Below are 14,480 nucleotides of genomic sequence, written 5' to 3'. Positions count from 1 at the left end.
CTTTACTCTGCATTACGATCCATTTACCGAGCGTTGATTCATCCCGCCGCTGCACGCCGTGACCCACGGCCGCGACCCGACCCCCGCCATCGACGGGGGACCACCTGTTCCGCGACCGCGCTGCCCCGGAGGAGACGGGAAAAATGTCAGCCTGTGTACCCACCCGAGCCACCGACCCGAGCGACTCGCACCACACGAGGCGCATCCACCCTGCCCACAGCCCCCCGCCGACCCCGCCCCGCCGCTTCCGGATCGCGGGCGCCGACGTGTCGGCCTCGATCGCGGTCTTCCTGATCGCCCTGCCCCTGTCCCTGGGCATCGCCCTCGCCACCGGCGCTCCCCTTCAGGCCGGCCTCGTGGCCGCCGCCGTCGGAGGGATCGTCGCCGGCCGGCTGGGGGGCTGCCCGCTCCAGGTCAGCGGCCCGGCCGCCGGACTCACCGTGGTCACCGCCGACCTGATCCACCGCTACGGCTGGCGGACGACCTGCGCCATCACCGTCCTCGCCGGAGTGGTCCAACTGGGCCTCGGCTGCCTGCGGGTGGCCCGTACCGCGCTCGCCGTGAGCCCCGCGATCGTGCACGGCATGCTCGCCGGCATCGGCGTCACCATCGCCGTCGCCCAGTTGCACATCGTCCTCGGCGGCACCCCGCAGAGCTCCGTCCTGGACAACCTCCGCGCCCTGCCGGCCCAGTTGGCGCACCTGCAGCCCGCCGCCGTCTCGGTGAGCGCGCTGACCCTGACGCTGCTCCTCCTCTGGCCGCGCATCCCGGGCCGGGCGGGCCGGCTCCTGCGCAGGATCCCGGCGGCGCTCGTGGCCGTGGCCGGAGCCACCACCGCCGCCTCCCTCGCCGGGCTCGCCGTGCCGAAGGTCGATCTGCCGTCCTGGAGCAGCCATGCCCTGGCCGGACTGCCCGAGGGGCCCGTGCTGGGGCTCGTCGCCGCCGTGCTCACCACCACGCTGGTGTGCAGTGTGCAGTCGCTGCTGGGTGCGGTGGCCGTCGACAAGCTGGCGGCCGGCCGACCCGACCTGCTCGCCGCGAGCACCGGTCCAGGTGGCAGACCGCGCGTCGGCCGCTCGGAGCTGGACCGCGAACTGCTCGGACAGGGCGCCGCCAACATCGTCTCCGGCTCCCTCGGCGGACTGCCCGTCGCCGGTGTGGCGGTGCGGAGTTCGGCGAATGTCCAGGCGGGTGCCGTCAGCCGGAACTCCACGATGCTGCACGGCGTTCTCGTAGTGATCGCCGCGCTGCTGATGGTCCCGGTCCTCGAGTTCATCCCGCTCGCCTCGCTCGCCGCCCTGGTGATGGCCGTCGGCATCCAGATGGTGTCCCTGCACCACATCCGCACGGTGACCCGCCACCGAGAGGTCCTGGTGTACGCCGTCACCACCCTCGGCGTGGTCGTGTTCGGCGTCCTGGAGGGCGTGTCGCTGGGCATCGCCGTCGCCGTCGGAGTCGCCCTGCACCGCCTCACCCGCACCCGGATCACCCACTGCGAGAGGGAAGGAGTCCATCACGTACACGTACGGGGGCAGTTGACGTTCCTCGCGGTGCCCCGGCTCAGCCGGACCCTGCATCTCGTGCCCCAGGGGGCGGACGCCGTCGTGGAGCTGGACGGGTCGTTCATGGACCACGCGGCGTACGAATCGCTGCAGGACTGGCAGAAGACGCACACCGCGCAGGGCGGTTCCGTCGAGCTGACCGGGCGCAGACCGGGCACGCGCATCGCCGAGCTGTCCGACTCCGACCACTGCCGCTGCCGCCCCTGGACGGCCTGGCGCAACCACCAGTGCGAGCGTCCCTACACCGCGCAGCCCGCCGGACAGGCCAGCGCGTCCGGCGCACCCGGTGCCGCGCAGGCTCCGGGCGGGTCCCGCGAGTCGAGCGGGTCCGAACTGGCGCGTGGCATCAGCGCGTTCCAGCGCAACACCGCGCCGATCGTGCGGGGTGAGCTGGCCCGGCTGGCGCGTGAGGGCCAGCAGCCGGACCAGCTCTTCCTCACCTGCGCCGACTCGCGGCTGGTCACCTCGATGATCACCTCCAGTGGTCCGGGTGACCTGTTCGTGGTGCGCAACGTGGGCAACCTCGTCCCCCTGCCCGGTGAGGAGAGCGGGGACGACTCGGTGGCGGCCGCGATCGAGTACGCGGTGGACGTGCTGAAGGTGCGCTCCATCACCGTGTGCGGGCATTCCGGCTGCGGGGCCATGCAGGCTCTGCTCACCTCGGAGCCGGGCGGCGCCCGCACCCCGCTGCAGCGGTGGCTGCGGCACGGACGGCCCAGCCTGGAGCGGATGGCCGACGGCAGCCGGCCCAGGGCCAGGCTCGCCGGGCGGGCCCCCGCCGACGCGGTCGAGCAGCTCTGTCTGACCAACGTGGTCCAGCAGTTGGAGCAGCTGAGCGCCCATGACTCGGTCGCCCGGGCCCTCCAAAAGGGGGAGCTGGAGCTGCACGGGATGTACTTCCACGTGGGCGAGGCCCAGGCCTACCTGCTCACCGGGGCGGCCGGGGACGGGCTGTTCGACCATGTGGAGGCGGCGGCGGACCTGTCGGCGTGAGCCTCGCGGTGTGCGGCCCCTCCTTCAGGAGCCGCACACCGCTCCCTAGGAACCGCTCGGCGTCGGCTTCACCGGGACACAGGGCTCGACGTCGGCCCCGGTCGGGTAGACGTCGACCTTGTGCGGCTCCGACCCGTCGTTGAAGTTCACGAAGACCAGCACATTGCCACGGTGCAGGGTGAGCTTCCGGGCCCAGTGGAGGGTGGAGATCGGGACGCGCTCCCCCTGAGGAGCCTGTGCCCAGATCACCAGGTCCCCCGCGCAGACATAACCGGGACGCAGGATCTGCACGTCCACCTCGATGCCGTTCGGGCGCAGCTGCCGTGCGAGTGCGCGCTGGTCGTCGACATCGATGTACTGCTCATGGGCGGTGAGCGTGACGGTTCCGTCCTCGTGGCGCTCGAGCGCGTACGCCGGGGACTGGGCCGGCGTGCCCGGCGACAGCACCACCGCGAGCCCGGCCGCCGCGCAGAGCCCCGCGGCCATGGCGATCCGGCGCCCCCTGAACACAGGACGCCGTGCGACCGGCACCGGCACCGGCACCGGCACCGGCCCAGGCACGGACTCCCGTCGCTCGATCTCCCCCTGCAACTCCACCAGCAGCCGGTCCTCGAACGTCGTCCTCGTCGTCATGCCTCTCCCCCAGTTCCTTCCGTGACGATTCCTCCGGTGACGTACGGCGGTGCGGCGCCCTGCGGCTTCCCGCCAGGGGATTCCGCCGCCGCGCGCAGCGACTTGCGCGCCCTGTGCAGCCGTACGCGCGCCGACACCTGGCTGATCCCGAGCGCCGTCGCGGCCTCGCCGACCGTGAGTTCGTCGACCGCGACCAGTTCCAGGACGGCTCTCTCCCCCGCGGGGAGCCGTTCCAGTGCGGCCAGGGCGCGGCGGCCAGGGCTCTGGGCGTCGAGCTTGTCCTCCAGGCGGGCGATGTCGTCGGCCGCCAGCAGCCGCCGGCCCGAGATGCGCCGGTCGCGGTCGGTCTCGCGGGCGACCCGACGGCGCTCCCCGGCGACCACGTTGCGCGCGATGCCGTACAGCCACGCCCGCTCGCTGCCCCTGGACGGGCGGTAGGTGTGGGCGGAGTCCAGGACCGCCAGGAAGATCTCGGCCGTCAGGTCGGCGACCGTATGGGGGTCCGCGACACGCCGGGCCACGAAAGACGTCATCGCGTCCACATGGCGCCGGTAGAACTCTTCGAAGAGCTGTGGGTCGCGAACCGCGGCCCGCGGACCGCCCCGTATCCCCTCCACTCGGGCTCCCTTCTCGTCGAGCTTCTCGTCGAGCGTCGGTGCGCCGGACGTCGGCGACGCTTCACCCGTACTTGGGCGGGAGTGTGAAAGGCGTTACAGGCACTGAACTCCGCCTGGTCGGCGTACGTGGGTACGGATGACCATGGCCGACGGACTCGACCCGCACAGGTCTAAACCAATTTCCGGTCGACCCTTGTCATCGCACCCCCGGTCTGATGAGCTGTGGCCTGGGACACAACGGACACCCTGGGAAAGGCAGATGCCGTGAGCAACGAAAGCCTGGCCAACCTGCTCAAGGAAGAGCGCAGGTTCGCACCCCCCGCCGACCTGGCCGCGAACGCCAACGTCACGGCGGAGGCGTATGAGCAGGCCAAGGCTGACCGACTCGGTTTCTGGGCCGCGCAGGCCCGTCGACTGAGCTGGGCCAAGGAGCCGACCGAGACCCTGGACTGGTCGAACCCGCCGTTCGCCAAGTGGTTCAAGGACGGCGAGCTCAATGTGGCGTACAACTGCGTCGACCGGCATGTCGAAGCGGGGAACGGCGACCGGGTCGCCATCCACTTCGAGGGCGAGCCGGGCGACAGCCGCGCGATCACCTATGCCGAGCTCAAGGACGAGGTCTCCAGGGCCGCGAACGCCCTGCTGGAACTGGGGGTCCAGAAGGGCGACCGGGTCGCCGTCTACATGCCGATGATCCCCGAGACCGCCGTCGCGATGCTCGCGTGCGCCCGGATCGGCGCCGCGCACTCCGTGGTCTTCGGCGGCTTCTCGGCGGACGCGCTCGCCACCCGTATCCAGGACGCGGACGCCAAGGTCGTCATCACCTCGGACGGCGGCTACCGGCGCGGCAAGCCGTCCGCGCTCAAGCCCGCCGTCGACGAGGCCGCCGACAAGGCCGGGAACGTCGAGCACGTGCTGGTCGTCCGCCGTACCGGCCAGGAGGTCGCCTGGAACGACAGCCGGGACGTGTGGTGGCACGAGATCGTCGACCGGCAGCCCGCCGAGCACACCCCCCAGGCCTTCGACGCCGAGCAGCCGCTGTTCATCCTCTACACGTCCGGTACGACGGGTAAGCCGAAGGGCATCCTGCACACCTCCGGCGGCTACCTCACCCAGACCGCGTACACCCATCACGCCGTCTTCGACCTCAAGCCGGAAACCGACGTCTACTGGTGCACGGCCGACGTCGGCTGGGTGACCGGGCACTCGTACATCGTCTACGGCCCGCTCGCCAACGGCGCCACCCAGGTCATGTACGAGGGCACGCCGGACACCCCGCACCAGGGCCGTTTCTGGGAGATCATCCAGAAGTACGGGGTGACGATCCTGTACACGGCGCCGACGGCGATCCGTACGTTCATGAAGTGGGGCGACGACATCCCCGCGAAGTTCGACCTGTCCAGCCTGCGCGTCCTCGGCTCGGTCGGTGAGCCGATCAACCCCGAGGCGTGGATCTGGTATCGCAAGCACATCGGCGCCGACCGCACCCCGATCGTGGACACCTGGTGGCAGACCGAGACCGGCGCGATGATGATCTCCCCGCTGCCGGGCGTCACCGCGGCCAAGCCCGGTTCCGCGCAGACACCGCTGCCCGGCATCTCGGCCACCGTGGTGGACGACGAGGCCCGGGAAGTCCCCGACGGCGGGGGCGGCTACCTGGTCCTCACCGAGCCGTGGCCGTCGATGCTGCGCACCATCTGGGGCGACGACCAGCGCTTCCTCGACACCTACTGGTCGCGCTTCGAGGGCAAGTACTTCGCCGGTGACGGCGCGAAGAAGGACGACGACGGCGACATCTGGCTGCTGGGCCGCGTCGACGACGTCATGCTGGTCTCCGGCCACAACATCTCGACCACCGAGGTCGAGTCGGCGCTCGTCTCCCACCCCTCGGTCGCCGAGGCGGCCGTGGTCGGCGCGGCGGACGAGACGACCGGGCAGGCGATCGTCGCCTTCGTGATCCTGCGCGGCACGGCGAACGCCGAGGACGAGGGCCTCGTCGCCGACCTGCGCAACCACGTCGGCGCCACCCTCGGTCCGATCGCCAAGCCGAAGCGGATCCTGCCGGTGGCCGAGCTGCCCAAGACCCGCTCCGGCAAGATCATGCGCCGGCTGCTGCGGGATGTCGCCGAGAACCGCCAGCTCGGTGACGTCACCACGCTGACGGACTCCACGGTCATGGACCTCATCCAGGCCAAACTGCCGGCCTCGCCCAGCGAGGACTGACCGGCTTCCTGAACAAGGGGGGTGCCGGGCGGGGGAACGCGCCCGGCACCCCTTTTAGCTAAGCTAAACAAAACAAAGTGACCCTCATGGTGTGCCGGGAAGTCTGGTCGGCGAACAGCTCAGCCCTGCCCACCGACCGGAGGTCCCCCTGATGCCCGCGCCCACGCGTAAGGTCCTCGGCCGTCTCTCCCTGCCCGAGCGCACCTTCGTCGCGGACGCGCTGCGCACCGAGACGGTCGGCGGGGTGCTCCTGCTCGTCGCCGCGGTCGCCGCGCTGATCTGGGCGAACGTCCCCGCGCTGCACGACAGCTACGAGAGCGTCAGCCACTACCACCTCGGCCCCGCGGCCCTCGGACTCGACCTGTCCATCGCCCACTGGGCCGCCGACGGACTCCTCGCGATCTTCTTCTTCGTGGCCGGCATCGAACTCAAACGCGAGCTCGTCGCCGGTGACCTGAAGGACCCCAAGGCGGCCGCGCTGCCCGTCGTCGCGGCCCTGTGCGGCATGGCCGTACCGGCGCTCGTCTACACCCTCACCAACCTCACCGGCGGTGGCTCCCTGGCCGGCTGGGCCGTGCCCACCGCCACCGACATCGCCTTCGCGCTCGCCGTGCTCGCCGTCATCGGCACCTGGCTGCCGAGCGCGCTGCGCGCCTTCCTGCTGACCCTCGCCGTCGTCGACGACCTCTTCGCGATCCTGATCATCGCGGTCTTCTTCACCGCCGACATCGACTTCGCCGCGCTCGCCGGCGCGGCCGCCGGCCTCGCGGTCTTCTGGGCGCTGCTGCGCAAGGGCGTACGCGGGTGGTACGTCTACGTTCCGCTCGCGCTCGTGATCTGGGCACTGATGTACAACAGCGGCATCCACGCCACCATCGCGGGCGTCGCGATGGGCCTGATGCTGCGCTGCACCAGGCAGGAGGACGAGAAGGTCTCCCCCGGCGAACGCATCGAGCATGTCGTGCGGCCGCTCTCGGCGGGCCTGGCCGTTCCGCTGTTCGCCCTCTTCAGCGCGGGTGTCTCGATCTCCGGCGGCGCACTCGGCGATGTGTTCACCCGGCCGGAGACGCTGGGCGTGGTGCTCGGGCTGGTCCTCGGCAAGGCGCTCGGCATCTTCGGCGGGACCTGGCTGACGGCCCGCTTCACCCGGGCCTCGCTCAGCGACGACCTCGAGTGGGCCGACGTGTTCGCGGTGGCGACCCTCGCCGGCATCGGCTTCACCGTGTCGCTGCTCATCGGGGAGCTCGCCTTCGACGGCGACGCGACACTGACCGACGAGGTCAAAGCCGCCGTACTCCTCGGCTCGCTCATCGCGGCCACTCTCGCCACCGTGCTGCTGAAGCTGCGCAACGCCAAGTACCGCAGGCTGTACGAGACCGAGGAGCGCGACGAGGATCTCGACGGCATTCCGGACATCTACGAGGAGGACGACCCGGCGTACCACCTGCGCATGGCGGCGATCTACGACCGCAAGGCCGCCGAGCACCGCCGGATCGCCGAGCGCAAGACGGCCGAGCGGCTTGCCGAAGTGACGGGCGGGGCAGGCGAGGAGGACCACCGTCGGGCATGATCTGACGGGACGGTACAAAAGACACGGCCCATACACAGTCACGACCCACACACAGTCACGGCCCATTCAGAGGCAGTGAAGAGGGAGACCGCGATGAGCGCACCCGACGGCAGCCCGGTCGGCGCCGAACGCAGCATCGGCCAGCTGTTCGCCTCGGCGACGACCGAGATGTCGGCACTGGTGCACGACGAGATCGCGCTGGCGAAGGCGCAGCTCAAGCAGGACGTCAAGAAGGGCGCGATGAGCGGCGGCGCGTTCAGCGTGGCCGGCGGGGTCCTGCTGTTCTCCCTGCCGATGCTCAACTTCGCCCTGGCGTACGGCATCCGGACGTGGAGCGACTGGAACCTCGCGGTCTGCTTCCTGCTGTCCTTCGCCGCCAACGTCCTCGTCGCGCTGGTCCTCGCGCTGATCGGTGTCGTCTTCGCGAAGAAGGCGCAGAAGAGCAAGGGGCCGCAGAAGGTCGCCGCGTCGATGAAGGAGACGGCGGGCGTGCTCCAGAACGCCAAGCCCCACCCGCGGGCCGACAGCGACACCAAGGTCCTGGAGGAGCGGGTCCGCAACGCGAAGGCCATCGAGGCTGTGGCACGCTCGTCGTCATGACCGATCCCGCCGCTTCTTCGGCGCAGCAGCCCGCCTCTCTCGTACGGCCCGACGGTCCCTGGACGCACCGGGACGTGGCCGCCAACGGCGCGCGCTTCCACATCGCCGAACTGGGCGACGGACCGCTCGTGATGTTCCTGCACGGCTTCCCCCAGTTCTGGTGGACCTGGCGCCACCAGCTGGAGGCGCTCGCCGACGCCGGCTTCCGGGCCGTGGCCATGGACCTGCGCGGCGTCGGCGGCAGCGACCGCACTCCGCGCGGCTACGACCCCGCCAACCTCGCCCTGGACGTCACCGGCGTGATCCGCTCGCTCGGCGAGCCGGACGCCGCCCTGGTCGGCCATGACCTGGGCGGCTATCTGGCGTGGACGGCGGCCGCGATGCGTCCCAAGCTGGTACGCCGGCTCGCGGTCGCCTCGATGCCGCATCCCCGGCGCTGGCGCTCGGCGATGCTCTCGGACGTCAAGCAGACCCGTGCCGGTTCCTACATCTGGGGGTTCCAGCGGCCCTGGGTCCCCGAGCGGCGGCTGACCGCGGACGACGGCGCCCTGGTCGCCGAGCTGATCCGGGACTGGTCCGGCCCGCGGCTGCCGGACGACAAGGTGGTGGAGACGTACCGCAGGGCGATGTGCATCCCCTCGACGGCGCACTGCTCGGTCGAGCCGTACCGGTGGATGGTGCGCTCCCTGGCGCGTCCCGACGGGATCCAGTTCAACCGGCGCATGAAGCGGCCCGTCCGCGTGCCGACCCTGCATCTGCACGGCTCGCTCGACCCGGTGATGCGCACTCGCAGTGCGGCCGGGTCCGGGGAGTACGTCGAAGCGCCGTACCGCTGGCGGTTGTTCGACGGGCTGGGGCACTTCCCGCACGAGGAGGATCCGGTCGCGTTCTCGACAGAACTGATCAATTGGCTGAAGGATCCCGAACCCGATCGGTGACCGTTTCGCCGCGCCAGGTGTCCGGATCTGAACGCCTGTCACACGAACGGTTACTTGCCCGGCGCATAGGCCAATTGGGGGGCGTGGGGGCGGTTATCGACCTTGGGGCGGGGGCACACGTCCGGGTATGGGCTGGACGCACGACTACGGTGACGTGGCACGCAATCGACGCTCGGGCGCTGCCCTGAGCTCCCACCATCAGGGCGGTGCCCCGCAACTGCCGGGCGGCACGGATCTGAGGGTGGGTATCCCGCGCATCCTGCGCCGCCGGGCCCGCTGGGTCTCGGTGCGGCTGCGTCACCCCCGAGGCTGACGCAGCCGCCCCGGGGCACTCACAACGCGCAGCTGTCGCTGTCCACCTGCTGGTTCGCGGTGCGTCCCTTGGCGATGTCCTCCTGGATCTCGTCCGCGGTGAGCGCGTAGCCGGTGTCGGGGTCGTCGAGCGACTTCGCGAAGACCACGCCGTACACCCTGCCCTCCGGGGTGAGCAGCGGGCCGCCGGAGTTGCCCTGGCGGACGGTCGCGTAGAGGGAGTAGACGTCGCGGTCGACGGTGCCGCGGTGGTAGATGTCCGGTCCGTGGGCGTCGATACGTCCGCGCACGCGCGCGGAGCGGACGTCGTACGCGCCGTTCTCCGGGAAGCCCGCGACGATCGCGCTGTCCCCGCTGGCGGCGTCCTCGGACGTGAACCGCAGCGCGGGCGCGTCCAGATCGGGCACGTCCAGGACGGCGATGTCGCGCTGCCAGTCGTAGAGGACGACCGTGGCGTCGTACTTCCTGCCCTCGCCGCCTATCTGGACCGTGGGCTCGTCGACGCCGCCGACGACATGGGCGTTGGTCATGACGCGGCGGTCGCCGAAGACGAAGCCGGTGCCCTCCAGGACCTTGCCGCAGCTCTGCGCGGTGCCCATGACCTTGACGATGGAGCGCTGGGCGCGGATGGCGACGGCGCTGTGCACGAGCTCGGGGTCGGGCGGCTGGACCGCCTTGATCGGCTCGTTGGAGAACGGGCTGAAGACCTGCGGGAAGCCGTTGTCCGCGAGGACCGAGGTGAAGTCCTTGAACCAGGTGTCCGCGTCGGAGGGCAGCACCTCCTGGACGCCGAGGAGCACCTTGGAGCCGCGCACCTCCTTGCCCACCGTGGACATCGTGGTCTGCGCGAGCATGGCACCGATCAGCCAGGCCACCAGGAGCATCGCCACGACGTTGACGAGGGCGCCGCCGGTGGCGTCGACGGCACGCGCGGGTGACCAGGTGATGTACCGGCGCAGCTTGTTGCCGAGATGGGTGGTCAGGGCCTGGCCGACGGAGGCGCAGACGATCACGATGACGACGCCGACGACAGCGGCGACCGTGCCGACCTCCGCGTGGTCGGTCAGCGCGTCCCAGATGACGGGGAGGGTGTAGACGGCGACGAGACCGCCGCCCAGGAATCCGATCACCGACAGGATGCCTACGACGAAGCCCTGGCGGTAGCCGACGATCGCGAACCACACGGCGGCGACCAGCAACAGGATGTCCAGCACGTTCACCGGTTCGAGCCTCGCCTCATCACTTCGCGTTCACCACAGGTCGGCCGGTCGGGGGCTGTCCCGGGAAGACACAGCACGGACGCCACCCTGTCATGCGCGCCAGTCGAGCGGGACCTGCTTCTCGCGGTCCCAGGGGCGCTCCCAGCCCGCGAAGTGCAGGATCCGGTCGATGATTCCGGCGGTGAAGCCCCAGACGAGGGCCGATTCGACCAGGAATGCCGGACCTCGGTGTCCGCTGGGGTGGACGGTCGTCCCACGGTTGCCGGGATCCGTGAGATCCGCCACGGGAACCGTGAAGACGCGGGCGGTTTCATTCGGATCGACGACCCCGACCGGGGTCGGCTCGCGCCACCAGCCGAGCACCGGGGTCACCACGAAGCCACTGACCGGGATGTACAACTTGGGCAGCACGCCGAAGAGCTGGACCCCGGACGGGTCCAGGCCGGTCTCCTCCTCGGCCTCGCGCAGGGCGGCCCTGAGCGGCCCGTCGCCCTGGGGATCACCGTCCTCCGGGTCGAGCGCGCCGCCGGGGAACGACGGCTGCCCGGCGTGCGACCTGAGGGAACTCGCCCGCTCCATGAGCAGCAGCTCGGGCCCGCGCTCGCCCTCGCCGAACAGGACCAGCACGGCCGACTGCCGCCCCGCGCCGTCCGCCGGCGGCAGGAAGCGGCTCAACTGGAGCGGCTCGACCGTCTCCACGGCGCGCACCACCGGGTCCAGCCAGCTCGGCAGGCCGTCCTTGCTGAGCGTCGCGCCCGTCGTACCGCTCGCCCGTGTCATCGCCACCCCCGTCTTTCTGCACTGCCCAACGCCCGAGGGACCCTGGATCGTTCCATCCGGACATCACACCTGCCCGCCAACGGGGGCCCCAACAGGGAGCGGCCCCCGCTCAGGGCTCCGGTTCGGATCAGGGCTCTGATTCGGCTTGGCACTCCGGCCCGGCTTCGCGCTGCGGTTCGGCCCGGAGCTGCGGTTCGGCCCAGAGCTCCGGTCTGGACCGGCACCTCGGTTCGGCTTCGGACTCCGGTTCTGCCTGGCACTCCGGCCCGGCTTCGCGCTGCGGTTCGGCCCGGAGCTCCGGTCTGGACCGGCACCCCGGTTCGGCTTCGGACTCCGGTTCGGCCCGGAACTCCGGCCCGGCTTCGCGCTCCGGTTCGGCCTGGAATTCCGGTCGGGCCCGGCACTCCGGCCCGGCTTCCCGCTCCGGTTCGGCCTGGAATTCCGGTCGGGCCCGGCACTCCGGCCCGGTCTGGTTGTTCCGGCCGGGCCGGAGCTACTGTGCGGCCCGGCACGCCCGCCCGACGGGACATCTCAGCCCAGCCCAGCAGCCCTGTCCGCTCCGGTGCCACCGCTCGGCCCGGCGCTCCTACTGCCCCGACAGGCGCCCCCACCCGCCTCGGCACTGCGGCCCAGATCGGGGCCACTTCCCCGGCAGGCGCTCCCACCCGACCGGACACCTCAGGCCAGCCCAGCGGCCCTGCCCAACCCAGCACCACCGCCCGGCCCGGCGCCACTTCCCAGGCAACTGCCCCGGACCGACTCGGCTCTGCCACCCGGCCGGGCGCTCCCGCCCAATCCGAGGCCTCGGCCCAGCGCGGCACTCCCGCCGCCCTACGGCAGCACCCACCCGTACGGCGCCACCCCGTACGACCGGTCTCCACGCCCCGCCGGGCTGCCCTGCCGACCCGTACCCGTGCTCCGCGCAGCTCGGACGGACGCAGCGCGTGGGCGATCCCGGTGAGCCGGTGCGGCCCGTCGCCCCGTGCCGGTGCTCCCGGGCATGCCGTGCGCATCCTCACCCGGTGGCCCCCAGCGGCGGTGCGGCCTTTCCACCCGCGTCCAGGTAGGCCTGCGGGGGATTCAGCCGCTGCCCCGGGAAGCCGCCCTTCTCGTACTTCAGGAGCTTCTGCGCCTTCTCCGGGTCCGTCTCGCCCTCGCCGTAGGCCGGGCAGAGCGGGGCGATGGGGCAGACGCCGCACGCGGGCTTGCGGGCGTGGCAGATGCGGCGACCGTGCCAGATGACGTGATGCGACAGGTCCGTCCAGTCGCTCTTCGGGAAGAGCGCGGACACGGCGGCCTCGATCTTGTCGGGGTCGGTCTCGTCAGTCCACTGCCAACGCCTGACCAGCCGCATGAAGTGCGTGTCGACGGTGATGCCGGGCCGTCCGAAGGCATTGCCGAGCACGACGAAGGCGGTCTTGCGACCCACACCGGGCAGCGTGACGAGGTCCTCGAGCCGGCCCGGGACCTCACCGCCGAAGTTCTCCACCAGGGCCTTGGACAGCCCTATCACCGACTTGGTCTTGGCCCGGAAGAACCCGGTCGGCCGCAGGATCTCCTCGACCTCCTCGGGGTTGGCCGCGGCCAGGTCCTCGGGGGTCGGGTACTTGGCGAACAGCGCGGGGGTCGTCTGATTGACCCTCAGGTCGGTGGTCTGCGCGGACAGGACCGTCGCCACGATCAGCTGGAAGGGGTTCTCGAAGTCCAACTCGGGGTGCGCGTACGGGAACACGTCCGCGAGCTCGCGGTTGATGCGCCGGGCGCGGCGCACGAGGGCGGTGTGCGACTCGTTCCTCGGCGGCTTCGCGGCAACCGTCTTCGCGGCAACCGCCTTCGTGCCGACCGTCTTCGTGGCCGAGGCCTTCTTCACCGTGGCCGCCGCCTTCTTGGGAGCGACAGTCGCCTTCTTCACGGCGGCGGCCTTCCGCACGGGAGCCGCCTTCTTCGCCGCCGTGTTCGCGCTTTCCTTCGCCGAAGCCCTCTTCTCCACCGGAGCCTTCCCTGCCGCTTTTGCCGTTTTCTTTCCACCCCCGGCGCCCTGTTCGCCGACAGCGGAATCTCGACGTGCAACCACCCGTCCAGCCCCCTCGGCCTGTGCTCTCACCGGCGTTTTGGACACCCGGCCAGCCTAGAGCCCGGCACTGACATACGCGCCGGACCTCGAAGACCGGCCCCCAATTGGACCCCTGCCGCTTACCCCGGGACATGTGTGCGGCATCCTTGTGACAGATCACACTGTTTGGACCGTCCGGCAAAATGGGCACCGGGTTCCCCTGGTACCAAGGGGGAACAAGATCCCCTGAGCAGGTCGACAAGGAGAGAACTCGTGGACGACGTTCTGCGGCGCAACCCGCTCTTCGCGGCACTCGACGACGAGCAGTCCGCGGAACTGCGCGCCTCCATGAGTGAGGTGACGCTCGCGCGTGGTGACTCCCTGTTCCACGAGGGCGACCCGGGCGACCGGCTCTACGCGGTCACCGAGGGCAAGGTGAAGCTCCACCGCACCTCCCCCGACGGCCGCGAGAACATGCTGGCCGTTCTCGGCCCCGGCGAACTCATCGGCGAGCTGTCGCTCTTCGACCCGGGCCCGCGCACGGCGACCGCCACCGCGCTGACCGAGGTCAAGCTGCTCGGCCTCGGCCACGGTGACCTCCAGCCCTGGCTGAGTGCGCGTCCCGAGGTGGCCTCCGCGCTCCTGCGCGCCATCGCGCGGCGTCTGCGCAGGACCAACGACCAGATGTCGGACCTGGTCTTCTCGGACGTGCCGGGCCGTGTGGCCCGCGCGCTGCTCGACCTCTCCCGCCGCTTCGGCGTGCAGTCCGAAGAGGGCATCCACGTCGTCCACGACCTCACGCAGGAGGAGCTGGCCCAGCTGGTCGGCGCCTCCCGCGAGACGGTCAACAAGGCCCTCGCGGACTTCGCCCAGCGCGGCTGGCTGCGCCTGGAGGCCCGCGCGGTGATCCTCCTGGACGTCGAGAGGCTCGCCAAGCGCTCGCGCTGAGCACGGATCGTCGTACGACGGAGAAGGGCCC

At 71.0% G+C, this 14,480-nt stretch carries 12 protein-coding genes; 7 read left to right on the top strand and 5 right to left on the bottom strand.

Translation table 11 applies throughout. The annotated features are described in order from the left end of the window. Positions 1-143: 143 nt before the first annotated feature. Positions 144-2,555 (top strand): SulP family inorganic anion transporter, encoded by a 2,412-nt coding sequence (locus ACGFWE_RS28675; RefSeq protein WP_393602675.1) that lies wholly within the window; start codon positions 144-146, stop codon positions 2,553-2,555. Between the two features lie 45 nt (positions 2,556-2,600). On the opposite strand, the gene ACGFWE_RS28670 is transcribed toward ACGFWE_RS28675, so the two are convergent. Continuing rightward, positions 2,601-3,188, bottom strand: coding sequence for a hypothetical protein (locus ACGFWE_RS28670; protein WP_393602673.1), 588 nt, complete (start codon positions 3,186-3,188; stop codon positions 2,601-2,603). Next, positions 3,185-3,805, bottom strand: a complete 621-nt coding sequence (locus ACGFWE_RS28665; RefSeq protein WP_352387803.1) for an RNA polymerase sigma factor — start codon at positions 3,803-3,805, stop codon at positions 3,185-3,187. The genes ACGFWE_RS28670 and ACGFWE_RS28665 overlap by 4 nt, the downstream gene beginning before the upstream one ends. A 264-nt stretch (positions 3,806-4,069) precedes the next feature. Between ACGFWE_RS28665 and acs the strand changes: the two genes are divergently transcribed. The 5 genes from acs (at position 4,070) to ACGFWE_RS28640 (ending at position 9,449) form a co-directional block, all read left to right on the top strand. After that, complete coding sequence (gene acs / locus ACGFWE_RS28660) at positions 4,070-6,028, top strand: acetate--CoA ligase (RefSeq protein WP_393602671.1); 1,959 nt, start codon at positions 4,070-4,072, stop codon at positions 6,026-6,028. Between the two features lie 151 nt (positions 6,029-6,179). After that, the gene (nhaA, locus tag ACGFWE_RS28655) at positions 6,180-7,598 is read left to right on the top strand and encodes a Na+/H+ antiporter NhaA (RefSeq protein ID WP_393602669.1); all 1,419 of its coding nucleotides are present in this window, start codon (positions 6,180-6,182) and stop codon (positions 7,596-7,598) included. A 93-nt stretch (positions 7,599-7,691) separates the two neighbouring features. Next, positions 7,692-8,198, top strand: a complete 507-nt coding sequence (locus tag ACGFWE_RS28650) for a phage holin family protein (protein WP_007383673.1) — start codon at positions 7,692-7,694, stop codon at positions 8,196-8,198. Continuing rightward, positions 8,195-9,136 carry an alpha/beta hydrolase gene (locus tag ACGFWE_RS28645; protein WP_352387799.1) on the top strand — a complete coding sequence of 314 codons (942 nt, stop codon included), beginning with the start codon at positions 8,195-8,197 and terminating at the stop codon, positions 9,134-9,136. Before ACGFWE_RS28650 ends, ACGFWE_RS28645 begins: the two co-directional genes overlap by 4 nt. A gap of 127 nt (positions 9,137-9,263) precedes the next feature. Continuing rightward, on the top strand, positions 9,264-9,449 hold the full coding sequence (locus tag ACGFWE_RS28640; protein WP_007383671.1) for a hypothetical protein: 186 nt from the start codon (positions 9,264-9,266) through the stop codon (positions 9,447-9,449). A 19-nt stretch (positions 9,450-9,468) separates the two neighbouring features. Here the strand turns inward: ACGFWE_RS28640 and ACGFWE_RS28635 are convergent, their stop codons facing one another. The 3 genes from ACGFWE_RS28635 to nth form a co-directional block, all read right to left on the bottom strand. Further along, positions 9,469-10,668: a MarP family serine protease gene (locus tag ACGFWE_RS28635; protein WP_393602666.1), complete on the bottom strand. Its 1,200-nt coding sequence runs from the start codon at positions 10,666-10,668 to the stop codon at positions 9,469-9,471. Positions 10,669-10,758: 90 nt separating this feature from the next. Continuing rightward, a complete protein-coding gene (locus ACGFWE_RS28630) occupies positions 10,759-11,448 on the bottom strand; it encodes an NUDIX hydrolase (RefSeq protein WP_393602664.1) in 690 nt (229 codons plus the stop codon). A 1,015-nt stretch (positions 11,449-12,463) separates the two neighbouring features. Beyond that, positions 12,464-13,438 carry an endonuclease III gene (gene nth, locus ACGFWE_RS28625; protein WP_352387795.1) on the bottom strand — a complete coding sequence of 325 codons (975 nt, stop codon included), beginning with the start codon at positions 13,436-13,438 and terminating at the stop codon, positions 12,464-12,466. 336 nt (positions 13,439-13,774) lie between these two features. Here nth and ACGFWE_RS28620 point away from each other — a divergent pair, with 336 nt between their 5' ends. Then, a complete protein-coding gene (locus ACGFWE_RS28620) occupies positions 13,775-14,449 on the top strand; it encodes a Crp/Fnr family transcriptional regulator (RefSeq protein ID WP_007383667.1) in 675 nt (224 codons plus the stop codon). Positions 14,450-14,480: the final 31 nt, after the last annotated feature.

Source organism: Streptomyces sp. NPDC048523, from assembly GCF_043199815.1.
GTDB lineage: Bacteria > Actinomycetota > Actinomycetes > Streptomycetales > Streptomycetaceae > Streptomyces.
This window is presented reverse-complemented; position numbering and strand designations above follow the sequence as displayed.

Coding starts and splice junctions, on each gene's coding strand:
- ACGFWE_RS28640 (WP_007383671.1), top strand. CDS start 9,264: ATGGGCTGGACGCACGACTACGGTGACGTGGCACGCAATCGACGCTCG.
- ACGFWE_RS28630 (WP_393602664.1), bottom strand. CDS start 11,448: ATGACACGGGCGAGCGGTACGACGGGCGCGACGCTCAGCAAGGACGGC.
- ACGFWE_RS28675 (WP_393602675.1), top strand. CDS start 144: ATGTCAGCCTGTGTACCCACCCGAGCCACCGACCCGAGCGACTCGCAC.
- ACGFWE_RS28670 (WP_393602673.1), bottom strand. CDS start 3,188: ATGACGACGAGGACGACGTTCGAGGACCGGCTGCTGGTGGAGTTGCAG.
- ACGFWE_RS28645 (WP_352387799.1), top strand. CDS start 8,195: ATGACCGATCCCGCCGCTTCTTCGGCGCAGCAGCCCGCCTCTCTCGTA.
- ACGFWE_RS28650 (WP_007383673.1), top strand. CDS start 7,692: ATGAGCGCACCCGACGGCAGCCCGGTCGGCGCCGAACGCAGCATCGGC.
- nhaA (WP_393602669.1), top strand. CDS start 6,180: ATGCCCGCGCCCACGCGTAAGGTCCTCGGCCGTCTCTCCCTGCCCGAG.